This is a genomic window from uncultured Bradyrhizobium sp., from assembly GCF_947648125.1.
Lineage (GTDB): Bacteria > Pseudomonadota > Alphaproteobacteria > Rhizobiales > Xanthobacteraceae > Bradyrhizobium.
The window spans coordinates 243616-266754 of record NZ_CANSMR010000005.1 but is presented as its reverse complement, the minus strand read 5'-3'; the positions used below and the strand labels follow the sequence as shown (position 1 = coordinate 266754).

Sequence of the window (23139 nt, the reverse complement as noted above, 5' to 3'; positions counted from 1 at the left end):
AGGCCATGGCCGATCAGCAAGCTCCTTCCGGTCCGGATCTGACACAAGGCGTCGCACTCTCCGAATTCTCGGGCACGATGTTGCTCGGCCATGTCGGCGACGACGACGTGCTGCTGGTGCGTTCGGGGGCGGATATCTTCGCCATCGATGCGCATTGCAGCCATTACCACGGCCCGCTCGCCGAAGGCCTGGTCGAGGGCGAGACCGTCCATTGCCCCTGGCATCACGCCTGCTTTGATCTTCGCACCGGTGAAGCTGTCGCGGCGCCGGCCTTCAATGCGCTGGCGGTCTGGAAGGTCGAGCGCGAGGGCGATCGCATCGTCGTGCACGAGAAGCGCGAGCAGCCGAAGCCCCGCATCAAGGGCCCGGTCGATGCGCCCGGCAGGATCGTGATCGTCGGCGGAGGCGCGGCGGGGTTTGCCGCCGCCGAGATGCTGCGACGGCAGGACTATCGCGGCAGCATCGTCATGCTGAGCGGCGAGACCGCGCCGCCCGTGGATCGGCCGAACCTGTCGAAAGACTTCCTCGCCGGCAGCGCTCCGGAAGACTGGCTGCCGCTGAAGCCGGATGACTTCTATGCCGACGCGGCGATCGATCTCAGGCTCCGGACCGAGGTCAAGTCGATCGACACCGGCCGCCGCAATGTGATGCTCGCCGGCGGCGAAGCGCTTGGCTATGACCGGCTGCTGCTGGCGACCGGCGCGGAGCCGCTGCGGCTGCCGATCCCTGGCGCGGACCAGCCCCACGTTCACGTGTTGCGCACCCTCGATGATTGCCGGGCGATCATCGCCTCGGCCAGTGGAGCGCGCCGTGCGGTCGTGATCGGCGCGAGCTTCATCGGGCTCGAGGTTGCGGCCTCGCTGCGCGCGAGGGAGATCGAGGTTCACGTGGTCGGGCTCGAACAGCGGCCGCTGGAGCGCGTGCTCGGGCCTGAGATGGGCGATTTCGTCCGCGCGCTGCACGAAGAGCATGGCGTCGTCTTCCACCTCGGCGACACGGTGACTGCGATCGAGGGCAAGCGTGTGCAGCTGAAGAGCGGGCCCGTTCTCGATGCCGATCTCGTCGTGCTCGGTGTCGGCGTGAGGCCGCGGCTGGCACTGGCGGAAGGGGCCGGGCTCGCCATCGATCGCGGCGTGACAGTGGATGCCTATCTCGAGACCAGCGTTCCCGGCATCTACGCGGCCGGCGACATCGCGCGCTGGCCCGATCCGCACAGCGGCGAGAACATCCGGGTCGAGCACTGGGTGGTGGCCGAGCGCCAGGGCCAGACCGCCGCGCGGAATATGCTTGGACACCGCGAGGTGTTCGATGCGGTGCCGTTCTTTTGGAGCCAGCATTACGACGTGCCGATCAACTATGTCGGCCACGCCGAGCAGTGGGACGAGATTGCGGTGGATGGCAGCATCGCCGGCCGGGATTGCATGCTCCGCTACAAGCGCGGCGGGCGCGTGCTCGCGGTCGCGTCGATCTATCGCGACCTCGAAAGCCTTGAGGCCGAGATCGCAATGCAGCGGGTGGCAGCCTGACGGCTTCCCCTCAGGGAGGGGTTTGTGGTCTGGCGGCGATGGTCTAGTCTGCGGCCATGCTTCAGGAAGCCAAAACCTACGACGAGCTCTACCGTAACTTCCGCTGGGACGTTCCCGCGCGCTTCAACATGGCGACGGCGTGCTGCGACCGCTACGCCGACGGCTCGGGCCGGCTCGCGCTGGTCTATGTCGATGAGGAGGGCGGCACCACGCGCACCTCGTTCGACGAGGTTGCGGACGCCTCGCGCCGCTTCGCCAATGTGCTGATCGCCGACGGCCTGGTGCGCGGCGACCGCGTCGCGGTGTTCCTGTCGCAATCGCTCGAATTGCCGGTCGCACATCTCGCGGCGTTCCGCGCGGCGCTGATCTCGATCCCGCTGTTCGCGCTGTTCGGCGAGGATGCGCTCGAATTCCGCCTGTCGAACTCCGCGGCGAAAGCCGTCATCACCGATGAAGCCGGCTGGGAGAAGATCGCCAAGATCCGCAATCGCCTGCCCGAGCTGAAGAGCGTCTATATCGTCGGCGAAAAGACGCCGGCCGGTACGAAGTCATTCTGGAGCGCGATCCGATCGGCGTCTCCGGAGTTTGCCACCGTCGATACCTCGGCCGACGATTCGGCATTGATCATCTACACCTCGGGCACCACCGGCAATCCGAAGGGCGCGCTGCATGCGCACCGCGTCGTGCTCGGCCATTTGCCCAATGTCGAGATGTGCCACAACTTCCTCCCGAGGCCCGGCGACCTGATGTGGACCCCGGCCGACTGGGCCTGGATCGGCGGCCTGATCAACGGCCTGTTCGCGTTCTGGTACCACGGCATTCCGATGGTCGGGCATCGCGCCCGCAAGTTTGAGCCGCAGGCGGCGATGCAGATGATGGCCGAGCTCGGCATCCGCAACGTGTTCCTGCCGCCGACCGCGCTGAAGCTGATGCGGCAGGCCGATGTAAAGAATTCCGGCGTCAGGCTGCGCAGTATCTTCACCGGCGGCGAGTCGCTCGGCGGCGAATTGCTCGGCTGGGTGCGCGAGACCTTCGGCATCGATGCCCATGAGGTGTTCGGCCAGACCGAATGCAACCTCGTGATCGGCAGCAATTCCAATCTGTTTCCGATCCGCCCCGGCTCGATGGGCCGCGCCACGCCGGGCTTCGACGTCCGCATCGTCAACGACAGAGGCGAGGAATTGCCGCGGGGCCAGCGCGGCATCATCGGCGTGCGCCAGCCGTGCCCCTGCACCATGATCGAGTATTGGCGCAATCCGGAGGCGACCGCGAAGAAATATGCCGGCGAGTTCCTGCTGACCGGCGATCTCGGCGTGCAGGATGACGACGGCTATTTCTGGTACGTCAGCCGCGAGGACGACGTCATCACCACCGCGGGCTATCGCGTCGGCCCGTCCGAGATCGAGCACACGCTGATGAAGCATCCGGCGGTCGCGATGTCGGCGGTGGTCGGCATTCCCGATCCGATCCGCACCGAATCGATCAAGGCCTGGATCGTGCTACGTCCGGGCCATGCGCCGAGCGATGCTCTGGCGCGCGAAATCCAGGAGTTCGTCAAGGTCCAGCTCGCAGCCCACGAATATCCGCGCTTCGTGCAGTTCGCCGACAGCCTGCCGATGACGGCGACCGGCAAGGTGCTGCGAAGGGAGTTAAGGGCGCTGGGCTAGCTCTCTCCATCGTCGTCCCGGGCAAGCGGAGCGCGACCCGGGACGAATAACCACAGCCGTTTATTGTTGCGCGACGCTGTGGCCCCAGCGCGTTCCATCACGAAGGGCGGTGGTTATGGGTCCCTGCTTTCGCAGGGACGACGGCGGAGTATGGGACGACTGCGTCGCGATCCTCACGACGGCATCGGAATTCCCAATTCTTTCAGCGCGGCGAGCATGCGCAGCGGCGGCTGCATCGGGATCACCATCGCTTTGCCGGTCTCAAGCAGGCTCTTCAGGCTGGAAAGGATCGCCGGCCAGCCGGTGCGGCCGCCGGACAGGATGTCGTCGCTGATCGGGCGGTCATGCGATTGCAGCAAGGTCAGCTTCACGCCGTCGCCGGCCGGCTCGATCTCGTAGGTGACGAGCGTCGGCCCGAGCTTTTCGACGAGCTGCGGCCAGTTGACGTTGAAGGTGACGGTCAGCCGCTTCAGCGCATCGCACTCGATCACCTCGCCGGAGATGTGCAGCGCGCCGTCGGGCGTGCGCACGATGTAGGCGCCGCCGACCCGAAGATCGACCTCGACCGCGTTGCCGGAGAAATACTGCCGGCTGAATTCGGCGTTCGTCAGTGCCTGCCACACCTTCTCCGGCGTGGCGGCGATGTAGATCGCGTAGACGATCGCCGGCTTGAATTTCTCGATGTTCATGTCCGCACGTGTCCTTCGATAGATTTTCATTGTCACTCGAAGCCGTCGATCGCGAGCGCGGCAGGCGGGATCGTCACCGCCTTGCCGGTCTCGAGCAGGCTCTTGAGCCCGGACAGGATCGCCGGCCAGCCCTTGGAAATGCCGTCGAGCAGCTTGCTGCCCGCGCCGAAACCCTCATGGGTCACGGTCAGCTTCACGATCGCGCCGTGAGGCTCGAGCGTGAAGACCACTTTGGTCGCCGGCTCCTTGCGCATCTCCTCGTCGCGCACGTGCTTGAAGGTGTAGGCGAGGCGCCGCGGCGGATCGGCCTCAAGGATCTCGCCGGTGTCGGTGGTCTCGCCTCCCGTCACCAGCGCGAGCGGCGAGCCGACCTTCCAGTCCGATTTCAGCTCGGTGTCGAACCAGTACTGCCGCGTGAAGCTACTGTTGGTCAGCGCGTCCCACAGTCTGTCCGGCGTGGTCTCGATGTAGGTGACGTAGACGAATTCGGGCTTAGGCATGGTAGGCCTCCCTGGCGCCGCTCGTGAGCAGGTCGGCCGGCAGCTCGCGTCCGGTCTCCAGGAAGCTCTTCAGGCTTGCGATGACCATCGGCCAGCCGCCGGAGATGTCGCGCAGTGTCTTCGGACCGAGGTTGTCGTGCGTCACGGTCAGCTTGACGACCCCGCCGTGCGGTTCGATGTCGAAGGTCACGCGTGAGACTCCCTCGCGCGCATGACCTTCCTTCACCACGTCCCAGCTGTAGGCGAGCTTGGTCGGCGGATCGGTGATCAGCACCTCGCCCTGCACGGCGCGGCGGCTATCCTTGGTTAGATGGTAAAGCGAGCCGACCTTCCAGTCCGAGGTGACGCGATAGCCGAACCAGAAGCGTTCGGTGAAGTCGCTCGAGGTCAGCGCATGCCACAGCTTCTCGGCCGTGGTCTCGATATAGGTGACGTAGACGTAGTCCGGCTTACTCATCACGCTTCTCCAATTGCCGTTTCAATTCGCTGAGCGCGGCGAGCTTCCCGCGCTCGAACTTCCTGATCCACCGCTCGCCGATCTGATGGATCGGAACCGGGTTGAGGTAGTGCAGCTTCTCGCGGCCATGCTTGATCGTGGTGACGAGGTTGGCCTCCTCGAGAATCACAAGGTGCTTGGTGACGGCCTGACGCGTCATGTCGAGGCCGTCGCAGAGCTCACCGAGCGTCTGCCCGTTCTGATCGTGAAGCCGGTCAAGCAGCGTCCGCCGTGAGGCATCCGCGAGAGCTTTGAAGACTTCATCCATGGGTCGAATAATAGGCAACCAAATGGTTGCATGTCAAGAGCGTGTGTTTGGGCGCCGGTATCGCCGTGCTAGCGTTCCGCGCAGCCAACGCAGATTGGTAGGGAACTCGGGGTGATGCGTATGGGTGGTCGCGTTACGGCAGTTTGCTGCACGTTTCTTCTTGTCCAGTTCGCAAATGCTGCGAGCGCCCAGCAGAAGATCGGCGACCCGCCCGAAGCCTCCAACATGCGGCTGGTTGGAACCAGCGATCTGCAGGCGCGCAGCGCCTACCAGCCGACCATCCATCACCAGGGTGACAGATGGATCGCCTATGTCGGCCACCACGGCGGCACCGACGACATTCCCGATCCGGTCAACCCGATGACCGGCAAGGCCGAGCCGAACGGCACCTCGATCGTCGACGTCACCGATCCCGCGCATCCGAAATATCTGCGGCACATTCCGGGGCAGGAAGGCAAATACGAATCCGGCGGCGCGCAGATGGTGCGGATCTGCGATGGCAAGGACTTGCCGAAGGGCGATCGCAACGCGGTCTATATGTTGCGCACTTTCGGCAGCGAGGCGCATGAGATCTGGAACGTCGCCGATCCCGCCAATCCCGTGCTGGTCACCCGGATCGGCGGGCTGAAGGACACGCACAAGAATTTCTGGGAATGCGACACCGGCATCGCCTTCCTGGTGTCGGGCGCGCCGGGCTGGCGCACGCGGCGCATGACGCAGATCTACGATCTCTCCGACCCCGCGCAGCCAAAGAAGATCAGGGATTTCGGACTATCAGGGCAGGAGCCGGGCGCGACCGGTGCAGTGCCGACCGAACTGCACGGGCCGATCTCGACCGGGCCCAAAGGCAACCGGGTCTATTTCGGCTACGGCACCGACAAGGGCGGCTTCCTGCAGATCGTCGATCGCGACAAGCTGTTGAACGGGCCGAAAGAGCCGACGCCGGACAACCTGAAATTCCCGGAGATCGCGCGGATGCCGCTGTCGGCGATGAACGGCGCGCACACGGTGTTTCCGATGCCGGGCATGCCGATCGCGGAATTCGCCCATGACAAGGAAGGCAAGAGCCGCGACATCGTGATGATCGTCGACGAGGCGATCCAGAACGAATGCGGCGAGGCGCGGCAAATGGTGTGGTTCGCCGACGTCACGACGGAAACGCGGCCGATGATGATCTCGAGCTACACCGTGCCCGAGGCCTCCGGCGCGTTCTGCGAACGCGGCGGCCGGTTCGGCTCGCATTCGTCGAACGAGAGCATGGCGCCGGTCTATTACAAGAAGCTGGCCTTCATCGCCTTCTTCAACGCCGGCATCCGCGCGCTCGATATCCGCGATCCCTATCATCCCAGGGAAGTCGGGTACTTCATTCCCTCCATCACCGCGGCGACCGACAAGCGCTGCGTCACGATCGACGGCCGTGACCGCTGCAAGGTCGCGATCCAGACCAACAATGTCGAGACCGACGCGCGCGGCTACATCTACGCGGTCGACCGCGCCAACACCGGCCTGCACATTCTCGAACTGACCGGCGCGGCGCGGGCCGTCGCCGGTCTGCCGTGAGCGGGCGATGATGCGCTCGTGGCCGGTCATCGTGGCGATGTTCCTGGCGCTCGGCGGCCTGTCGGCCGTGGCCGGCTATGAGATGGCGCCGCAGGCCACGCAATGGCGCGAGATCGACTGGCCGTTCCCGCGCGATGGCTGGCCGGCCGGCCGCGCCTTCCGCTGCGGTGTGGCGGAATGCGGCGCTGAGGTCGAGGTCTATCTCAGGCCAAAACTCGGCTTCTGCAATTGCGACAGCGGTGTTGCCGATGACGACGAGGTCGATCGCGTTTCCGATGTCGACATGATCAGCCCGCGCTTTGTGCCGTTGAAGGCCGGCGATGTCGTCGATGTCGCCGAGATGCGCGGACGGATCAGGGCATATGATCTTGATGGCACGCGCACCGCCGTCGGCATCGCTGTGTCGCATCGCTGCGATCTCATGGCGGTGGCGGCGCAGGGTGGGGCAGATGCGGCGCGGGTCCAACGGGCGACGTTGAGGCTTCTGGAGTCGCGAGAGATCGGGGCGTGGATGGCGGCCGCGATGGAAGGCCGCTGAATTGGGTTCCCTTACCTCGCCCCGCTTGCGGGGAGAGGTCGGATCGCATCGCCAGATCCGATCCGGGTGAGGGGGTACGGGTCTATCCACTTGGACCGCCTGGCAGAGGGAGCCCCTGACCCCAACCCTCTAAGAGCGAGCTTCGCTCGTCTCGACCCAGCAAGAGCGGGGCGAGGGAGCGGGGATGTTTCCATGTCCGCCGCTCACGTGCATAATGACGACAAAGAAAGCAGAAGAGCCCATCATGTCCCTGCAAGCCTATTTCGCCTTCGTCGCCGCCTGCATTGCGCTGGCGCTGTTGCCCGGCCCGATCGTCACGATGGTGATCGCCAACGGGCTGCGTTACGGCACGCGCGCGGCGCTCACCAACGTGCTGGGCGCGCAGGTCGGGCTCGCGATCGTGATCGGCATCGTCGCGGTCGGGCTGACCTCGCTGATGGCGACGATGGGCTACTGGTTCGACTGGGTGCGCTTCGCCGGTGCCGCCTATCTGGTCTGGCTCGGCATCAAGCTGATCCGCTCGCCGGTCGAGGGCGTCGGCACCGACGATCGGCCACCGCCGCCGCGCGGCGGCTTCTTCCTGCAAGGCTTTCTGGTGTTGCTCTCGAACCCGAAGGTGCTGGTGTTCTTCGGCGCCTTCATTCCGCAGTTCATGGATATGGACAAGCCGCACATTCCGCAGGTCGCGCTGCTCGGCGTCACCTTCATGGCGACCGCCGTGCTGACCGACGCCGCCTATGCGCTGGCGGCCGGCCGCGCCCGAAAGTTCTTCTCCAAGGAGCGGACGCGTCTGATGTCGCGCATCTCAGGCGGGTTCATGATCGGCGGCGGCATCTGGCTGGCGCTGACCCGGGCGCGCTGAGCCCGGCGCCGGACCGGCCGCCCGCGCGCTACGCCGCGATCCGCTCGACGAGGTCGCGCACCAGGCCCGTCAGCAGGTCGAGCTTGTATCCGGTCATCGTCAGCGGTCTGGCGCCCGATGTTGCCAGCTCGGCGGCCTGCGCGATGGTCGACGCGTCGGCCGGCTTGCCCTCCAGCGCCGCAACGCTCGCCGCAAGCCGCAGCGGGACCGGGGCGATGCCGCCGGCCGTGATGTGGACTTGCTGGAACGTGCCGCCGGATATCACCGCCCGCACGCAGATCTCGACCAGCGGCCATTCCGCATGCGTCCGGCTGATCGCGCGCTTGTAGAGCGCGCGCTCGCCGGCCAGCGGGGCAGGGAGCTCGATCCGCTCGATCCGTTCGCCCGATGCGAGCAGATTGTCGGCGGTGCCGTTGCTGCCGTCGCCGAGCAGGTCGGTGATCGACAGTCCGCTGCGCCGGTCCGTGACGATCTTCGCATCATAGGCGAGCAGCGCCATCGCCATGGTCGACGGATGCGGCGCCACGCACGGGCCGAGATCGAACGCGACGTGATAGAGATGGTTGCCCGCTCGCGCCGGGCAGTCGGAACCGCCCTTCTTGAGACAGCCGATCTGCGGATTGCGGAAGTACCAGCACCGCGAGCGCTGGGCGAGGTTGCCGCCGAGCGTCGCCATGTGCCGGATTTGCGGCGTGGCAAGGCCCTGCGCCGCCGCGGCGATGCCGGGATAGGCTTGCGCCAGCCGCGCGTCGGATGCGATCGCAGCGATCGCGGTCAGCGCGCCGATCTGCGCCGCGCCATCCGCATTCCACGCGATCCCGATCGTATCGGGACTGGCGGTGAGATCGATGACCGATCCGCACGACAGGCCGCTGCGGCGGCGCTCCGACAGGTCGGTGCCGGCGGCACGGAATTCGGGCGCGGACAGTACTTCTGCGGTTGCGACGCTCATGCGGCATCCCTCCCTTTCAGCGCGGCGACGATGCGGTCGGGCCGGATCGGAATCTCGGTGAGGCGGACGCCGATCGCGTCGTGGATCGCATTCGCGACCGCGGCCGAGGTCGGCACCGTCGACGCCTCACCGATGCCGACGCTGTTGCCGAGCACATGGTCGAAGCCGGCTTCGTCGAAATGCACATCGATCTCGGGCGTGTCGGCGATACCAGGGATGCGATAGTCCTCCATCCCCGCGGTCAGCACGTCACCGCTGGTCGGGTCGAGCTCGCGCGCTTCGTAGAGCGCGTAGCCGAGGCCCTGGATCACCGCGCCGCAGGCCTGGCTGCGCGCCAGCGCGGGCGCTGCGATCTTTCCGACCGCGATGCCGGTATGCACGTTGAGCACGCGGACATGGCCGAGCCAGGTGTCGACCTCCACCTCGATCACCTGCACCGAGCTCGGCACACCGGCGCCGACCGCGATGTTTGAGAAGCGGCGCATCATCCAGCCGAACACCATGCCCATCAGGCCGACCTCGCGCAGCGGCGAGCGGATGCCGGGCGCGGTGTTCTTGCCGTCCTCGCCGCGCGTCTCCACCACCGCAACGTCGGGCGAGCGCGCGATCAGCTCGCGCCAGGGCGCGTTCGAGCCGGGCGCGGGCTTTCTTGTCGCCTGTTCGAGGATCGCGGCCTTCAGTTTCCGCACCGCCTGCAGGGTCGGCGGCATCACCGAGGCGGTGACGCGGCTGCCGCCGGAGCCCGGCCCTTCGGGCAGCGATGAATCGCCGATCCGCACCTCGATGTCACCTGGTTCGAGATCGAGCTCGCGCGCGATCGTGTCGGCAAGCACGCTGCGGGTGCCGGTGCCGATGTCCTGCGTCGCGGTGCTGGCGACGATACGTCCGCCCTTGACCGCGACCTCGACCTTCACATTGGGCTGCCAGAGATAGAGCCAGTAGCCGGTCGCCATGCCGATGCCGCGGCGATAGCGCCCATTCTGCGCAGGCTTGCGGTTGCGCCAGAGCTCGAGCCCGGAGGCCCAGTCGTAGAGCCGCTGACGGTTGGGATCGGGATCCCAGCGCTTGCGCAAGGCGATCGGATCGACCTTGAGCCGCAGCGCGGCCTCGTCGATCGCCTGCTCCACCGCGAACGCCATCGGCGGACCGCCGGGGCCGCGGAAGGCCGCACCGGGCGGCAGATTGCTGATGACGTCGAAATCCGAAAGATCCTTTGCCTCGGCCGGATAGATCAGCCGCGCCAGGCCCGCGATCGTCGAGTTGGTCGCGGCGCCCGTATCGGCATGCGCGGTGACGGAGAGCGCTTTCAGGCCGCCCTTGTCGGAGGGCAGCAACGCGACCTTCAGCTCCGCGGCCGGACGATAGCCGGCGACGGAGAGCTCCTCCTGCCGATCGTAGGCGACTCTAACAGGCGCTTTCGCCTCGCGCGCGAGCTCGATCGCGGCGATCGTCTCGACGCCGAGGCTCGCCTTCGATCCGAAGCCGCCGCCGACGTGCTCGGCGATGACGCGGACCTTGTCGTGATCGAGCTTGTAGCGCTTTGCGATCTGCTCCTTCAGGTGAAACACCTGCTGGGTCGAGGCGTGCAAGGTCAGCCGGTCGCCGTCGAAGCGCGCCACCGCGGCATGCGGCTCCAGGCACGCATGCTGTTGCGTGGCAGTGCGGAAGGTCGCTTCGACGAGCAGGGCGTTGTTGGCCTGGCGCGCCTCATCCACCCAGTTGCGGGCCTTCTTGGCGCGCGTCGAGAACACCGCGGTCGGCCCGCGGATGTTCTGCTTCCAGGGCGCCGGGCCGCCGGCCGCTTCCGAGACATTGCCGGCCCGCTTGCGGCTCGCCTTGTCGAACACCACAGGCGCGCCATCCTTGCGCCCGGCGTCGAGGCCGACCACCGCGGGCAGCCGTTCGCTGGTCAGCTTGATCGCAGCCAGCGCGGCCAACGCCGTCTTGCGGTCCCTGGCTGCGACCGCCGCGATCGGCTCGCCGACATAGCGCACGATCCGGTCGTCTCCGAGCAGCGACACCGCGGTGACGCCGGCGAGCGCGCGCGCCGGAGCCAAATCGAGCGCGGTGATGCGGGCATGCGCCTCGCGCGAGCGCAGGATCAGGCCTTCGAGCTGGCCGTCATGGTTGATGTCGACGGTGTACTTTGCCGCGCCCGTCACTTTGTCGCGCGCCTCGATGCGCGGCGCCGTGACGTTGTCGCCGTCGAAACGGCCGGCGCAGGCATCCGCCACCGCACGGAAGATCCCGTCATAGGCGCCGCAGCGGCAGAGATGGCCCGACAGCGCCGCGCCGATCTCCTCGCGTGACGGCACCGCCGTCCCCCTGGTCGCGCGCCAGCGGTCGCAGAACGCGGTCGCTTCCACGATGAAGCCCGGCGTGCAGAAGCCGCATTGCAGGGCGTCATGCGCCATGAATGCCTTCTGCACCGGATGCAGCCCGGCGGCGCCGATGGCTTCGACCGTCGTCACCGCTTTGCCGGCCGCGGCGTGCGCCGGCATCAGGCAGCTTGCGACCGGCGCGCCGTCGACCAGCACCGTGCAGGCGCCGCAGACGCCGGCACCGCAGACAAGTTTGGTGCCGGTGAGCTTAAGCTGGTCGCGCACGATGTCGATCAAGAGCGCATCGGGATCATCGGGCAGCGATTCAACGCGGCCATTGATGGTCGTCGTGCTCATGGATGTCCTCCTGTCTTCCTGCGTGTCGGCTTTTGCCTGATCGCCGCCTTCTTGATGGGCGGCCTTGCGGATTTCGGCGAAGATTTGGGCAAGGCCCCTGCGCAGAGCGTCCGCACCATCACCGCCATGTCCTTCAGGAACGCATCGGACGGCTGCATCGCCGGATACTGCGACTTCGATGCGTACACTGACATTTCGACCAGCCGGGCGAATTCGGTCGGCGAGAGGCCCTGCGGCAGCTCAAGTTGCTGCCTGCGCACAATCTTCGTGATCGTCGCGACCATGCGCTCCGCATAGCGTGCGGCGTAGGTCTGATAGAGGTCGCGCGCGTGCACGAGGTGTTCGGAATACAATTCCTCGAGATGCGGCGAGCCGTCCAGCGACGCAATCATAGTCGATATCCGCGCGGTCATGCCCGCGGCAAGGATGTCGCCGAGATTGCCGCCCGCCGTCTCTGCTTCGGCAACGGCAGTTTCCTCGGCCGCGATCGCGGACTCATGCACGCGCTCGATCACGGCGCGGAACAGCGCTTCCTTGGACTCGAAGTGATGATAGAGCGCCTGCCGCGTCAGGCCGGCCGCTTCGGCGACCTGCTCGATCGAGGAGCGGCGAAAGCCGTGGCGGCGGAATACCAGCATGGTGGCATCGAGAATGCGGGTTTTCGGTCCCATTTGACGATTTTGACAAATATAGGAGAACTGTCAAATCGCGATTTGGTGAGGGCGGCGCCGCGGCCTGGCGGCGGCGTCTCGCGCCAGTGTGAGCCGCATCACGGATCGTCGCGCGCCGGCTGCGTAAAGCTTCGTCATGCAAGGGCGCCCGATCGCCCGGAGCTTGCGAGGATACGCAGATGGCCCAGGACATGACACAGGTCTATTTCCACTGCTCGAATACGCGCGGCGTGCTGATGGATCGCCGCGGCACCTCGGTGACCAGCCTCGCCGAGGCCTGCGAGGCGGCGACCCGCATGATGCGTTCGCTGGTCGCAACGGTCAGTCTGGAAGACTGGCGCGACTGGGCCGTGCATGTCAGCGACGAGGACGGCGAGGAGATCGTCATCCTGCCCTTCGCATTCGTTCTCGGCAAACCGCACTGAGAGCGAGCCATGCTGTCGCTGCTGTCATCATGGACGCTTCTCCGCCGCGGCCTGAACGCGATCACGACCGGCTGGCAGAATTTGATCGCGCGAATGCGCGATCCCTACCGGCCCGAGCTGCACTACATGCGCGGGCCGGGCCCCAAATGGCGCGCGAAGCATCCTGTCCACGCCGCGTCAGCCGGCTGAACGCAGAGACCCAATTTAGAACGATCCCAAGAAAATGCGCCGAAGGCCGGGACGCATCGTCGCAGTTCGCGGACGTTCTCGTTGCGAGATCGCAACACGATCAACGATAAGTCCGACACTGGACGGGTTCTAATCGCCGATCGACCGCGCGCATCTGTCATCGTGTTAGTGACGACAAGAATGGAGACTGGAATCAGGTAGCGAAGTTGACTGCGACGACCAAATCCCTGCGGCGATGGGGCGCCGTCCACAAATGGACCAGCCTGATCTGCACCTTGTTCATGCTGCTGCTCTGCATCACCGGCCTGCCGCTGATCTTCCATGACGAGATCGACGATCTCCTGCACGGCCAGGTCAAGCCGGCCGAGGCGTCCGCCAGTACTCCGCCGGCCAATCTGGATCATCTGCTGGCCAATGCGCTCGCCCAGGCGCCGGGCAAGGTGCCTCATTTCCTGATCTGGGATCGCGACGAACCCGGCGCGATATGGGTCAGCGTCGGCCCGACGATCGACGCCGATCCGACCAACAACCTCCTGGTCCGGATGGATACGCATACCGGCGCCTATCTCGATTCCCCTGACGTGACCGGCCGCTTCACCTACATCATGCTGAAGCTGCACACCGACATGTTCGCGGGCCTGCCCGGCAAGCTGTTCCTTGGATTGATGGGGATCCTGTTCTGCGTCGCGATTATTTCCGGCATCGTCGTCTACGCGCCGTCGATGCGAAAGCTGCGCTTCGGCGCCTATCGCGCGCAGCGGAGGCGCGTCGTGCGCTGGCTCGACGTCCACAATCTCGCCGGCATCCTGCTGGTGGCCTGGACGCTGGTCGTTGGCTTCACCGGGGTCATCAACACCTGGGCGGACCTCGTGCTCAAGATGTGGCAGTTCGGCCAGCTTGCCGAAATGACCGCTCAGTATAAGGACCGGCCGGTGCCGTCGAAGCTGACCTCACTGAACGGGGCCGTCGAGGTTGCGAGGCACGCCGTGCCCGGCATGACGCCGAGCTTCGTCGCGTTCCCGGGAACCCTGTTCAGCAGCAAGAGCCACTACGCGGTCTTCCTGCACGGCGATACGCCGCTGACCTCGCGGCTCTTGAAGCCCGCGCTGATCGATGCCGAAACCGGGACACTGACTGATAGCCGCGATATGCCCTGGTATGTGTCGACGCTCTATGTCTCACAGCCGCTGCATTTCGGCGACTACGGCGGCATGCCGCTCAAGATCGTCTGGGCGCTGCTCGACATCCTCACCATCTTCATCCTCGTCACCGGCGTCTATCTGTGGATGCGCCGGCGCAAGGCGGGCGTGAGCGTGGAACGCGCGATCGCCAACGCCGCCTCCATCGACAACCCCGCGCTCACGTCGTGACATCAGCATGGTCGCACATCGTTCATTGACCCAGATCTTCGCCGCCCCGCTCGTGATTGCGATCGTCAGCACGGTGGGATTGATCAGCGCGCTGGTCGGCGACGGCTGGTGGGATGCCGTCTCCTGGGTGGCACTCGGCCTGCCGGTGTTGCTCTACCTGCTGTTCATCTGGCGGCGCCGGCCGAATTGATCGGAATATGCGCATCCCGGCGGTGTCCCAACCGCGGTGATGCGCGGGAAGTCGATCAGGAAATCGAGCAGGCAATCGCCGCCACGCAAGTGCCTGGCGTGCAGCATCGCGCTGGTGCGAGCACCGCAGATCATCTGCCATGGCTGCATCGGCTCGGCGACGGCGATCGAGGTCGTTCGCAAATCCAGAGTCGCGCCGGCGCCGGAGAGCAAGCTCAAGACGACCCCTGCCGCGCGCTCGCCGAGAAAGCGGCGGCTACATCCACGCCGTCCCAAGACGTCCGTCCGGACGGATAGCTAGGTCGTGTACCTTGACGATTGGCCCGCCGGCGTCATGTCGCCGTGCAAAATGCCTCGAAGGGCCGGACGCGGACTTGCGGCCACTGGTGGCAAGCCGGCTTTCGGCCTACCGTGCTGCTTCATTGCGCTGATTGATCGGAGGTTGATTGCCGATGGAAAGTAGCAGCGCCGGGACCGAGCGGGACAGAGACTTCCCGATAGCGATCGCGGCTATTCCGGCCTCGTTGGAGCAACGTCGGCTGGCGCTCGCTTTCATTGTCGCCGTGCTCGGCATAGCGGCAATCGTCGCGCCGTTCGCGGGGATGCAACTCCCTCGGATCGATGTTTTCGTCCCGGTGCTCCAGACAGTGCTTGCAGTCGCTGATCTCATCACCGCAGTTCTGCTCTTCTCGCAGTATACGATCCTGCCGCAGAGAGCCCTCCTGGCCGTCGCGAGCGCGTATCTCTGTAGTGCGTCGTTCGCGTTTCTGCAGACGCTGACTTTTCCCGGCGCATATGCGCCGGCAGGTCTCCTCGGCGACGGGTTCAACAGCCCGGCATGGCTGTTCGTTCTTTGGCACGTGACATTCCCACTGGGAATATTGGTCTACGCGCTTCTGAAGAATGACCGCGAGCCGTCGGTTCAGGCGCGCGCGTCGACCAGAGCGATCATCGGTCTCACCGTTCTTGGCGTGGCGATTGTCGTGACCGCGCTGTCATGGATTGTGCTGGCGTGGGTCGATAAGCTCCCGGCTTTCTATGTCGGCGGCGTTATCAGGCAAACCAATCTGGGAAATCAGGCCAATGTTGGCTTGCTGCTGTGGTACGGCGTCGCCCTTGGGGTGCTTCTGAAACGCAGGCGGACGATCCTCGATACCTGGCTGGTTGTCATCCTGGTTGCGTGGATGCCCAATTTCCTGGTGGCTGCCCTTGCCAGTTCGGTAAGGTTTTCCCTGGGTTGGTACGCAGCGCGTGGTTTCGCCCTCGTTGCGAGCTTCATGCTCCTCACTGTACTGCTGACCGAGATGATGGTGCTGTATTCCCGTCTCGCGAACGCGTTCTCGTTGTTGCGTCGCGAGCGAACCAACCGGCTCATGAGTGTAGATGCAGCAACCGCCGCAATCGCCCACGAAGTTCGCACTCCGCTAGGGGCGATCGCGCTGAACGCGAGTACCGCCATCGTTCAGCTTCGGTCGGCACCACCCCCGCTGGAGGAGGTCGGCGACATACTCAAAGATATAGAAACCGACAGTCGGCGGGCGAGTGAGGTCCTTGTTGGCGTCCGCTCCCTGTTCAATGCGGCGACCGACAACAGAGGGCGAGCGAATCTGGGAATGATCGCTGAAAGAGCTCTGGCCCTTTCGGAGCAGGATTTCCTGAACAACGAAGTGTCCGTGGCGACCGATATTGGAGATACCAACGTTCAAGTCGACGTCGATCAGATCCAGTTGCAGCAAGTTATCCTGAACCTCATCAGGAATGGGATTGAAGCAATGGGTTCGGTCGAATCCGGTGCCCGCCGGTTGAAATTGGCGACCAGAGTGGATGAGAAGTCAACGGTGATGCTTTCAATTCAGGATGCAGGCAAAGGCATTCCAGTCAGCGATCAGGATCGCGTCTTCGACGCGTTCTTCACGACCAAGAGATCCGGTATGGGGTTGGGGCTTGCGATAAGCCGGACCATTGTCGAAAACCACGGTGGAGTGCTGCGACTGATAAGATCGGGTCCGGAAGGATCAACGTTTGAAATTGCGCTGCCCAGGGCCAAAAACAACGCTCTGGCTGGCCGTTCGACGCGCTAGATCAGCGCTTCCTTACGCAGCGTCGTCTCGATCTCGCCGAGGATGCGCGCCAGCCGCTCGGCCCATGCGGTCTCTCCGGCCTGGTCGGAGATCAGGTCCTGGCGGATCTCGATGCCGGAATTCATCAGGCCGCGCTTCTCGCCATGCACGGGGATCGTGTGGTCGGTCTCGTCGCTGACTGCATAGGGCTCGTTGTCGCCGACCACGAGATCGCCCTCGCTGCGCAGATGCTTCAGCAGCAGCGGCGGCAGCATCGTGTCGCGGTGGTAGAGCGTGCCGATGTGCCAGGGACGCGCGATGCCGGCATAGACCGGCGTGAAGCTGTGCAGCGACACCAGCACCGTCGGCATGCCGCGACGCGCGCGTGCGTCGATGATGTCGTCGATGCGCTGGTGATAGGGATCGAAGATCTGCGCGCGGCGCATCTCGGCGGCTTCGCGCGACAGGCCTTCATTGCCGGGAACGGTGGTGGCTTCGCTGATCAGCGGGATTGCGCTTGCGACGTGCGGCGGACGATTGCAGTCGATCACGAGCCGCGAGTAGCGCTGCGCGATCAGGTGCGCGCCGAGCAAGTCGGAGATCTGCGTCGCGACGCCGGCGATGCCGATGTCCCAGGCGATGTGCCGGACGAGCTCGCTTTCAGGCAGGCCGAGATCGCCGAGTGACGCAGGAATCAGCCGGCCGTAATGATCGCAGGTGAACAGGAACGGCGAGCGGCCATCGGAATTATGTTCAAGAACCGGTGAAACGTCGGTGCTTGCGAGCAGGAACGATGGGCCACCGCCGTAATTCAAGGGCCTTTTCCTCAACTTTGCCTATTCAAGGGGCATGCTGGTCTGGAATCGAGCAGCTTTCTCTATAGATTAAGCGGTCCGAAATCACGATGATTGTTTGAAGATGCCGCTCCTGACTATCCATCACAAGACCGTTTATCGCTATGCGCGCCCGGTGGCGTTCGGCGAACACCGCATCATGCTGCGCCCCCGCGACGGCCATGATCTGCGCGTGCTCGACAGCGCACTTGCGATCGATCCGCAACCGATGTCGCTGCGCTGGATTCACGACGTGTTCGGCAACAGCGTCGCGATCGCCACCTTCGACGAGCGTGCCGACACGCTGTCCTTTGTCTCGACCGCGACGGTCGAGCACAATGCGGCCGATACGTTCGCGCTGACGCCTGATGACGCCGCCTACTTCTATCCGTTCCTCTACGACGATGAGGAATTCCCCGATCTGCAGCAGTTCATCACGCCGCAATATGGCGACCCGAACGGCGAGCTGTCGACCTGGGCGCGGCGCTTCCTCGATGTCGAGGCGCCGACCCTGACGTTCAAGATTCTGAGCGACATGACGCATGGCATCCGCGAGGCGTTCAGCTATCGCAAGCGTTACGAGCAGGGCACCCAGCATCCGCTCGATACGCTGCGGACGAAGTCCGGCACCTGCCGCGACTATGCGCTGTTCATGATCGAGGCGCTGCGCCGGCTCGGCATCGCCGCGCGTTTCGTCTCCGGCTATCTCGCGATGCCCGCCGGCAGCGCGCACGGCTATGTCGGCGGCGGCTCGACCCATGCCTGGGTGCAGGTCTATCTGCCGAGCGCGGGCTGGATCGAGTTCGATCCGACCAACGGCATCGTCGGCACCCGCGACCTGATCCGCGTCGCGGTGGCGCGCGATCCGCGCCAGGCGGTGCCGCTGCATGGCGTCTATCTCGGCGCCGCGGATGCTTATCTCGCCATGGACGTCGACATCAAGGTTGTGTTGGTCGGCGAGAGCGCGGCGGAGCGGGAGACGGCCTGACGATGCAGATCAAGGTCGGCTTCGAGATCACCTACACGGCCCAGCAGCCGACGCCGATGGTGATCATGTTGTCGATCCATCCGTCGCGCTACGCCGACATCGTCGGCACCGAGAGCATTTCGGCCGAGCCGGATGTCCCGATCGGGCTTTATCGCGACGGCTTCGGCAATGTCTGCGGCCGCCTGGTCGCCCCCGACGGTGGCGTCACCTTCCGTGGCAGCGCGCTGGTGCGGGATTCCGGATTGCCTGACCTCGTCAACCCGGCGGCGCAGCAGATTCCGATCGAGCAGTTGCCCGATGACATGCTGCTCTATCTGATGCCGAGCCGCTATTGCGAGACCGACAAGCTGACCGACATCGCCTGGTCATTGTTCGGCAATGCGCCGCAGGGCTGGGCGCGGGTGCAGGCGATCACCGATTTCGTGCACCACCATGTGACGTTCGGCTACGAGCACGCCCATCACATGAAGTCGGCGCATGACGTCTACGAAAGCCGTGCCGGCGTCTGCCGCGACTTCGCGCATCTGGCGCTCACCTTCTGCCGCTGCATGGGCATTCCGGCGCGCTACTGCACCGGCTATCTCGGCGACATCGGTGTCCCGCCGGATCCCGCGCCGATGGATTTTTCCGGCTGGTTCGAGGTCTATCTGTCGGGCCAGTGGTACACCTTTGATGCCCGCCACAATACGCCGCGGATCGGCCGCATCCTGATGGCGACCGGCCGCGACGCCGCCGACGTCGCGCTCACCACGAGCTTCGGCCGCATGACGCTGACGAAGTTCGTCGTGGTGACCGACGAGGTGGTGGCGGCTTAAGGTCGTCCCCGTCATTGCGAGCGGAGCGAAGCAATCCATTGAGCCGCGAGCTGAAAGCGCGGTATGGATTGCTTCGTCGCTACGCTCCTCGCAATGACGGCTGTACAAATTCCCATGATCTCCGACCTTCTCTTCGTCTACGGCACGCTGATGCGCGGCTTCGACCATCCGATGGCCAAGCTGCTCGCCGGTAATGCCGAGTTCCTCGGGCCGGCCCAGTGCCGCGGGCGGCTCTATTTGGTGAAGCATTATCCGGGCCTGGTCGCGTCGGACGATCCCGCCGACATCGTGCACGGTGAATTGTTCCGCCTGCGCGAGCGCGAAGCCATGCTGCGGGAATTCGACATGTACGAAGCCTGCGGCGAGGGCTTTCCGGAGCCGACCGAATATGTCCGCGAGATGCTTGCTGTCACGCTCGCCGACGGCAGCGTGAGCGAGGCGTGGACCTATCTCTACAACTGGCCGGTCACCGAGCTGCCGCGGATCGCTTCAGGAAAATTCCTCGAGCACTAGCCGTACGCGCTCGGGCCTTTAGGGGATGTGGCGTCGTGGATGGGCGTGTCCCGGCCGTCCATATCTTCGTCACCGAACACATCAAGGGCCGCTTCTGACCGATGCGTCTGTCGATTTTTCCGGCTCGTGCGACGGTTGTGTCGGACGCCGAAGCGCCTTGTAGGCAAAGTGGCACACCGCGAAGAAGATGAAGAGTGGAATGCCCCAGAATACGACCAGCAGGCTTCCGATCACCTCGAAGGAATCCCAGTCTTTAAGGCCACCAAAACAGATTGTGAGCACAACGATGGAGATGGCCACCATGATTGCGATGCGCACGAACGCTCTCATCAGACCAACTCCTCCTGTCGCCGAGCTGCCGCGGATCGCGTCAGGAAAATTCCTCGAACACTGACCGCTTCAGATTTCCCGCTCGACCCGGATGTCGACCTCGCGCTCGACATAGCTCCATTCCTCGGTCGCGCGCAGCATGCCGACCAGCTCGTCGAACAGGGCGGCGTGCTCAGGGGCGAATTCGAACCAGGTCAGGAAGTCGAAGGGCATGCCGAGGTCGCGGGCGTGAAACAGCTGGCGGGCGATGGCGGGGAGGAATTTCAAGGTGCCGGCGATGTGGTGCGACTTGTCCTCGAAGATCTCGCGGCGCTCCGGCTGCGTCAGCTCCCACCACGCCGCGGATTTCCTGATCGGGATCAGCGCCGCGTGCGTTGCCTCGCTGCGGCCGAGCCCGGCCTGCACGGCGGCAAGCTTCTCGCGCTCTTCCTTCTCGGTATAGCGCAAATAGCTGGCGACGCCGGCGAGCCGCCAGGAGGTCTGTGCCGGCAACAGCGGCAGCGCGATCGATTCGCTCGCAACGATCGACAGCGCCGCGACCTTCGGCAGCGTCTCGCCCTTCACCCGCGTGATGGACGTGACCTGCCAACCGCCGCTCTGCCCGCCTCTGAATGTCGTGAACATGGCGCTATCCAATCCCGGAAGCGGGAAGGGGGCAAGCTTGCCGTGCAGGCTCTCCACCGTGGATTCGGGGGTAGCCCGCTCGACGGGGCCGTGACGGGCCAGGCCTGTGAATAGCCCGGAAAAGCCCCACATTGTTCGGCATGTCCGGTCGTGCCGCTATATGGCTAACCGGTTGTCCGCGATTCGTCGCCCGAGGCCAGAATCACCCTGATGCGTTTCACACCCGAATTCCTCGATGAGCTGCGCGCCCGGCTTCCGGTCTCGGAAGTCGTGGGCAGGCGCGTCAAGCTCAAGAAGGCCGGGCGGGAGTGGAAGGGGCTGTCGCCGTTCCAGCAGGAGAAGACGCCGTCGTTCTTCGTCAACGACCAGAAGCAGGCCTGGTTCGACTTCTCGTCCGGGCTGAACGGCAACATCTTCGACTTCCTGATGAAGACCGAGGGCGTGACTTTCCCCGAGGCGGTGGAACGTCTCGCCGCGATGGCGGGTGTCCCGCTGCCGGCCGTGACGCCCGATGCGGCGCGCCACGAGCAGCATCGCCGCACCCTGCACGACGTGATGGAACTGGCGACAAAGTTCTTCGCCGACACGCTGGCCTCGCGGGGCGGCGCCAAGGCGCGCGGCTATCTCGCCGACCGCAGCATCTCGCCGGCGACCCAGCTCCAGTTCCGGATGGGCTATGCGCCGCCGGATCGTTTTGCGCTGAAGGAGCATCTGGGCGCGCAGGGTATCTCGACCGAGGACATGGTGGAGGCGGGGCTTCTGGTGTCCGGCGAGGACAAGCCGGTGCCGTTCGATCGCTTCCGCGACCGCGTCATGTTCCCGATCACGGATGCCCGCGGCCGCGTCATCGCTTTCGGCGGCCGCGCGCTGGAGAAGGACGTTCCGGCGAAGTACCTGAACTCGCCGGAAACCCCGCTGTTTCACAAGGGCGACAATCTCTACAACCTGTTCACCGCGCGCCAGGCCGCGCATGACGGCGCGCAGCTGATCGTCGTCGAGGGCTATGTCGACGTCATCGCCATGGTCACTTCGGGCTTTCCCGGCGCCGTCGCGCCGCTCGGCACCGCGCTGACCGAGAACCAGCTGGCGATGCTCTGGAAGATGGTGGACGAGCCCATCCTCTGCTTCGATGGCGACCGCGCCGGCCAGAAGGCCGCCTATCGCGCCGCCGACCTTGCCTTGCCCCAGCTCAAGCCGGGAAAGAGCCTGCGTATTGCGCTGCTGCCGGAAGGGCAGGACCCCGACGATCTCGCGCGCTCCGGCGGCCGCGGCGCGATCGAGGATGTGATCGGCGCCGCGCGGCCGCTCGCCGAAATGATCTGGTCGCGCGAGATCGAGGGCGGCAATTTCGACACCCCCGAGCGCCGCGCTGCACTCGAGGCCCGGATCGGCGAACTCACCAATGGCATCCGCGACGAGGTGGTGCGCCGCTATTACCGGCAGGACCTGCAGGAGCGGCTGCAACGCAACTTTGCCCCGGAGGGCGGACGTGGCGGTTACGGCCGCGGCGGCTACGGCAACAGGGGCAATTTCGGCGGCGGACGCGGCGGCGAATCACCCCGCCAGTTTGCTCACCGCGGCCCGGGCCAAGGTCACCAAGCCGGCCGGTTCGGCGCCAAGGGCGGCGCCACCCCCGGGTTTTCACGGGGCCCCTATCAGGCCGCGAGCCAGCAACTGGCCAACAGCCCGATCATGCGCGGCCAGCGCAGCGCGATCTCGAGCCGCGAGGCGCTGATCCTCCAATCCCTGATCAATCACCCTTGGCTGCTGCACGATCATCTCGAGGAGGTGGCGGCCCTAGAGCTCGCCCATCCCGAGGCCCACAAGCTGCGGGCCGCGATTATCGCCGCCTTTGCCCACGACCATCACCACTCTCCCGACGTCGAGGAGCAGGCCGAAAAGATGCGGGCCGACCTTGAGGCGGGCGGATTATCCCAGATTCTTCAAAGGGTTGAGCGAGCGATCACAACCCAGGCGGTGTGGGGGGCGCAGATCGGCGCCGCGCGCGAGGATGTTTTATCGACCTGGCGTCAACTCGTTGCCTTGCATCAGAAAACCCACGCCTTACTTAGGGAAAGAAAAGATGCGGAAGCGGCTTTGGCTGAAGACTCCAGCGAGGCCAATCTGGCATGGTTGCAGGATATCCAGGCCCGGATGGCAGAAGCCGACGGGACCGAAGCCCTGATTGAGGGGTTCGGCGAATTATCGGGCCGGTTCCAGCGTAATGTCTGATAACAAAAATGCTGCGGACGGCGCTGGCCGAACCCGCAAAAAGACTCGCCAAATCCATGGTTTGGCTGCAAAAACAGGGTTAAGCGAAACTTAATAGCCTCGCGGCTATTTCAAGATGGAAACCGTCGAGACGGATGAAGGGGGTGGCGAGATTTTGCGCCGCC

Annotated in this window: 25 protein-coding genes; 14 read left to right on the top strand and 11 right to left on the bottom strand. The window is 65.1% G+C overall.

Annotated features, from left to right (window positions below; genetic code table 11):
• Window positions 1–5: 5 nt before the first annotated feature.
• Complete coding sequence (locus tag Q0030_RS12745; RefSeq protein ID WP_298367144.1) at window positions 6–1526, top strand: FAD-dependent oxidoreductase; 1521 nt, start codon at window positions 6–8, stop codon at window positions 1524–1526.
• Between the two features lie 56 nt (window positions 1527–1582).
• A complete protein-coding gene (locus Q0030_RS12740; protein WP_298367143.1) occupies window positions 1583–3193 on the top strand; it encodes an acyl-CoA synthetase in 1611 nt (536 codons plus the stop codon).
• Window positions 3194–3366: 173 nt separating this feature from the next.
• Here Q0030_RS12740 and Q0030_RS12735 read toward each other — a convergent pair whose 3' ends face one another.
• Genes Q0030_RS12735 through Q0030_RS12720 form a run of 4 tightly spaced genes read right to left on the bottom strand, consistent with a single transcriptional unit; the run spans window position 3367 to window position 5146 of the window.
• The gene (locus Q0030_RS12735) at window positions 3367–3882 is read right to left on the bottom strand and encodes an SRPBCC family protein (protein ID WP_298367141.1); all 516 of its coding nucleotides are present in this window, start codon (window positions 3880–3882) and stop codon (window positions 3367–3369) included.
• 32 nt (window positions 3883–3914) lie between these two features.
• Window positions 3915–4382: an SRPBCC family protein gene (locus Q0030_RS12730; RefSeq protein ID WP_298367140.1), complete on the bottom strand. Its 468-nt coding sequence runs from the start codon at window positions 4380–4382 to the stop codon at window positions 3915–3917.
• On the bottom strand, window positions 4375–4839 hold the full coding sequence (locus Q0030_RS12725) for an SRPBCC family protein (protein ID WP_298367138.1): 465 nt from the start codon (window positions 4837–4839) through the stop codon (window positions 4375–4377). The genes Q0030_RS12730 and Q0030_RS12725 overlap by 8 nt, the downstream gene beginning before the upstream one ends.
• A complete protein-coding gene (locus Q0030_RS12720) occupies window positions 4832–5146 on the bottom strand; it encodes a metalloregulator ArsR/SmtB family transcription factor (protein ID WP_028343393.1) in 315 nt (104 codons plus the stop codon). The genes Q0030_RS12725 and Q0030_RS12720 overlap by 8 nt, the downstream gene beginning before the upstream one ends.
• A gap of 120 nt (window positions 5147–5266) precedes the next feature.
• Here Q0030_RS12720 and Q0030_RS12715 point away from each other — a divergent pair, with 120 nt between their 5' ends.
• The 3 genes from Q0030_RS12715 (at window position 5267) to Q0030_RS12705 (ending at window position 8106) form a co-directional block, all read left to right on the top strand.
• Entirely contained in the window at window positions 5267–6706 is a 1440-nt protein-coding gene (locus Q0030_RS12715; protein ID WP_298367133.1) for a hypothetical protein, read from the top strand.
• A 7-nt stretch (window positions 6707–6713) separates the two neighbouring features.
• The gene (locus Q0030_RS12710; RefSeq protein ID WP_298367131.1) at window positions 6714–7244 is read left to right on the top strand and encodes a hypothetical protein; all 531 of its coding nucleotides are present in this window, start codon (window positions 6714–6716) and stop codon (window positions 7242–7244) included.
• 244 nt (window positions 7245–7488) lie between these two features.
• Window positions 7489–8106, top strand: a complete 618-nt coding sequence (locus tag Q0030_RS12705) for a LysE family translocator (protein WP_092126760.1) — start codon at window positions 7489–7491, stop codon at window positions 8104–8106.
• A 28-nt stretch (window positions 8107–8134) separates the two neighbouring features.
• Here Q0030_RS12705 and Q0030_RS12700 read toward each other — a convergent pair whose 3' ends face one another.
• The 3 genes from Q0030_RS12700 to Q0030_RS12690 are packed head-to-tail and all read right to left on the bottom strand — an operon-like array spanning window position 8135 to window position 12407.
• Window positions 8135–9058, bottom strand: a complete 924-nt coding sequence (locus Q0030_RS12700; protein ID WP_298367127.1) for an FAD binding domain-containing protein — start codon at window positions 9056–9058, stop codon at window positions 8135–8137.
• Entirely contained in the window at window positions 9055–11736 is a 2682-nt protein-coding gene (locus Q0030_RS12695) for a molybdopterin-dependent oxidoreductase (protein ID WP_298367125.1), read from the bottom strand. Before Q0030_RS12695 ends, Q0030_RS12700 begins: the two co-directional genes overlap by 4 nt.
• The gene (locus Q0030_RS12690) at window positions 11733–12407 is read right to left on the bottom strand and encodes a TetR/AcrR family transcriptional regulator (protein ID WP_298367123.1); all 675 of its coding nucleotides are present in this window, start codon (window positions 12405–12407) and stop codon (window positions 11733–11735) included. Before Q0030_RS12690 ends, Q0030_RS12695 begins: the two co-directional genes overlap by 4 nt.
• 191 nt (window positions 12408–12598) lie before the next feature.
• On the opposite strand from Q0030_RS12690, the gene Q0030_RS12685 reads away from it, so the two are divergent.
• The 4 genes from Q0030_RS12685 to Q0030_RS12670 all read left to right on the top strand — a co-directional run bounded on the left by Q0030_RS12685 (window position 12599) and on the right by Q0030_RS12670 (window position 14581).
• Window positions 12599–12832 carry a hypothetical protein gene (locus Q0030_RS12685; protein WP_097671814.1) on the top strand — a complete coding sequence of 78 codons (234 nt, stop codon included), beginning with the start codon at window positions 12599–12601 and terminating at the stop codon, window positions 12830–12832.
• Between the two features lie 9 nt (window positions 12833–12841).
• Entirely contained in the window at window positions 12842–13021 is a 180-nt protein-coding gene (locus tag Q0030_RS12680; RefSeq protein WP_298367121.1) for a hypothetical protein, read from the top strand.
• Window positions 13022–13227: 206 nt separating this feature from the next.
• Window positions 13228–14391 (top strand): PepSY-associated TM helix domain-containing protein, encoded by a 1164-nt coding sequence (locus tag Q0030_RS12675; protein WP_298367119.1) that lies wholly within the window; start codon window positions 13228–13230, stop codon window positions 14389–14391.
• Window positions 14392–14398: 7 nt separating this feature from the next.
• Window positions 14399–14581 (top strand): hypothetical protein, encoded by a 183-nt coding sequence (locus tag Q0030_RS12670; protein ID WP_050402693.1) that lies wholly within the window; start codon window positions 14399–14401, stop codon window positions 14579–14581.
• Here Q0030_RS12670 and Q0030_RS12665 read toward each other — a convergent pair.
• Window positions 14545–14799: a hypothetical protein gene (locus tag Q0030_RS12665; protein WP_298367116.1), complete on the bottom strand. Its 255-nt coding sequence runs from the start codon at window positions 14797–14799 to the stop codon at window positions 14545–14547. The genes Q0030_RS12670 and Q0030_RS12665 overlap by 37 nt on opposite strands.
• A 233-nt stretch (window positions 14800–15032) precedes the next feature.
• Between Q0030_RS12665 and Q0030_RS12660 the strand changes: the two genes are divergently transcribed.
• Window positions 15033–16661, top strand: coding sequence for an MASE4 domain-containing protein (locus Q0030_RS12660; RefSeq protein WP_298367114.1), 1629 nt, complete (start codon window positions 15033–15035; stop codon window positions 16659–16661).
• Here Q0030_RS12660 and Q0030_RS12655 read toward each other — a convergent pair.
• The gene (locus tag Q0030_RS12655; RefSeq protein WP_298367112.1) at window positions 16658–17455 is read right to left on the bottom strand and encodes an N-formylglutamate amidohydrolase; all 798 of its coding nucleotides are present in this window, start codon (window positions 17453–17455) and stop codon (window positions 16658–16660) included. The two genes, Q0030_RS12660 and Q0030_RS12655, sit on opposite strands and share 4 nt — an antisense overlap.
• A gap of 103 nt (window positions 17456–17558) precedes the next feature.
• On the opposite strand from Q0030_RS12655, the gene Q0030_RS12650 reads away from it, so the two are divergent.
• From Q0030_RS12650 to Q0030_RS12640, 3 genes are all read left to right on the top strand, one after another.
• A complete protein-coding gene (locus Q0030_RS12650; RefSeq protein ID WP_298367110.1) occupies window positions 17559–18461 on the top strand; it encodes a transglutaminase family protein in 903 nt (300 codons plus the stop codon).
• Window positions 18462–18463: 2 nt separating this feature from the next.
• Window positions 18464–19276: a transglutaminase family protein gene (locus tag Q0030_RS12645; protein WP_298367108.1), complete on the top strand. Its 813-nt coding sequence runs from the start codon at window positions 18464–18466 to the stop codon at window positions 19274–19276.
• A 114-nt stretch (window positions 19277–19390) separates the two neighbouring features.
• Window positions 19391–19789, top strand: a complete 399-nt coding sequence (locus Q0030_RS12640) for a gamma-glutamylcyclotransferase family protein (RefSeq protein WP_298367324.1) — start codon at window positions 19391–19393, stop codon at window positions 19787–19789.
• A gap of 81 nt (window positions 19790–19870) precedes the next feature.
• Here the strand turns inward: Q0030_RS12640 and Q0030_RS12635 are convergent, their stop codons facing one another.
• Window positions 19871–20119: a hypothetical protein gene (locus Q0030_RS12635; protein WP_298367106.1), complete on the bottom strand. Its 249-nt coding sequence runs from the start codon at window positions 20117–20119 to the stop codon at window positions 19871–19873.
• 69 nt (window positions 20120–20188) lie between these two features.
• Window positions 20189–20743: a chlorite dismutase family protein gene (locus Q0030_RS12630; protein WP_298367105.1), complete on the bottom strand. Its 555-nt coding sequence runs from the start codon at window positions 20741–20743 to the stop codon at window positions 20189–20191.
• Between the two features lie 210 nt (window positions 20744–20953).
• On the opposite strand from Q0030_RS12630, the gene dnaG reads away from it, so the two are divergent.
• Window positions 20954–22975: a DNA primase gene (gene dnaG / locus Q0030_RS12625; protein WP_298367103.1), complete on the top strand. Its 2022-nt coding sequence runs from the start codon at window positions 20954–20956 to the stop codon at window positions 22973–22975.
• Window positions 22976–23139 lie beyond the last annotated feature (164 nt).

Excerpts from the sequence above, each read along its gene's own strand:
- Q0030_RS12745 (WP_298367144.1), top strand. The coding sequence starts at position 6 with ATGGCCGATCAGCAAGCTCCTTCCGGTCCGGATCTGACACAAGGCGTC.
- Q0030_RS12740 (WP_298367143.1), top strand. The coding sequence starts at position 1,583 with ATGCTTCAGGAAGCCAAAACCTACGACGAGCTCTACCGTAACTTCCGC.
- Q0030_RS12735 (WP_298367141.1), bottom strand. The coding sequence starts at position 3,882 with ATGAACATCGAGAAATTCAAGCCGGCGATCGTCTACGCGATCTACATC.
- Q0030_RS12730 (WP_298367140.1), bottom strand. The coding sequence starts at position 4,382 with ATGCCTAAGCCCGAATTCGTCTACGTCACCTACATCGAGACCACGCCG.
- Q0030_RS12725 (WP_298367138.1), bottom strand. The coding sequence starts at position 4,839 with ATGAGTAAGCCGGACTACGTCTACGTCACCTATATCGAGACCACGGCC.
- Q0030_RS12720 (WP_028343393.1), bottom strand. The coding sequence starts at position 5,146 with ATGGATGAAGTCTTCAAAGCTCTCGCGGATGCCTCACGGCGGACGCTG.
- Q0030_RS12715 (WP_298367133.1), top strand. The coding sequence starts at position 5,267 with ATGGGTGGTCGCGTTACGGCAGTTTGCTGCACGTTTCTTCTTGTCCAG.
- Q0030_RS12710 (WP_298367131.1), top strand. The coding sequence starts at position 6,714 with ATGATGCGCTCGTGGCCGGTCATCGTGGCGATGTTCCTGGCGCTCGGC.
- Q0030_RS12705 (WP_092126760.1), top strand. The coding sequence starts at position 7,489 with ATGTCCCTGCAAGCCTATTTCGCCTTCGTCGCCGCCTGCATTGCGCTG.
- Q0030_RS12700 (WP_298367127.1), bottom strand. The coding sequence starts at position 9,058 with ATGAGCGTCGCAACCGCAGAAGTACTGTCCGCGCCCGAATTCCGTGCC.
- Q0030_RS12695 (WP_298367125.1), bottom strand. The coding sequence starts at position 11,736 with ATGAGCACGACGACCATCAATGGCCGCGTTGAATCGCTGCCCGATGAT.
- Q0030_RS12690 (WP_298367123.1), bottom strand. The coding sequence starts at position 12,407 with ATGGGACCGAAAACCCGCATTCTCGATGCCACCATGCTGGTATTCCGC.
- Q0030_RS12685 (WP_097671814.1), top strand. The coding sequence starts at position 12,599 with ATGACACAGGTCTATTTCCACTGCTCGAATACGCGCGGCGTGCTGATG.
- Q0030_RS12680 (WP_298367121.1), top strand. The coding sequence starts at position 12,842 with ATGCTGTCGCTGCTGTCATCATGGACGCTTCTCCGCCGCGGCCTGAAC.
- Q0030_RS12670 (WP_050402693.1), top strand. The coding sequence starts at position 14,399 with ATGGTCGCACATCGTTCATTGACCCAGATCTTCGCCGCCCCGCTCGTG.
- Q0030_RS12660 (WP_298367114.1), top strand. The coding sequence starts at position 15,033 with ATGGAAAGTAGCAGCGCCGGGACCGAGCGGGACAGAGACTTCCCGATA.
- Q0030_RS12650 (WP_298367110.1), top strand. The coding sequence starts at position 17,559 with ATGCCGCTCCTGACTATCCATCACAAGACCGTTTATCGCTATGCGCGC.
- Q0030_RS12645 (WP_298367108.1), top strand. The coding sequence starts at position 18,464 with ATGCAGATCAAGGTCGGCTTCGAGATCACCTACACGGCCCAGCAGCCG.
- Q0030_RS12640 (WP_298367324.1), top strand. The coding sequence starts at position 19,391 with ATGATCTCCGACCTTCTCTTCGTCTACGGCACGCTGATGCGCGGCTTC.
- Q0030_RS12635 (WP_298367106.1), bottom strand. The coding sequence starts at position 20,119 with ATGAGAGCGTTCGTGCGCATCGCAATCATGGTGGCCATCTCCATCGTT.
- Q0030_RS12630 (WP_298367105.1), bottom strand. The coding sequence starts at position 20,743 with ATGTTCACGACATTCAGAGGCGGGCAGAGCGGCGGTTGGCAGGTCACG.
- dnaG (WP_298367103.1), top strand. The coding sequence starts at position 20,954 with ATGCGTTTCACACCCGAATTCCTCGATGAGCTGCGCGCCCGGCTTCCG.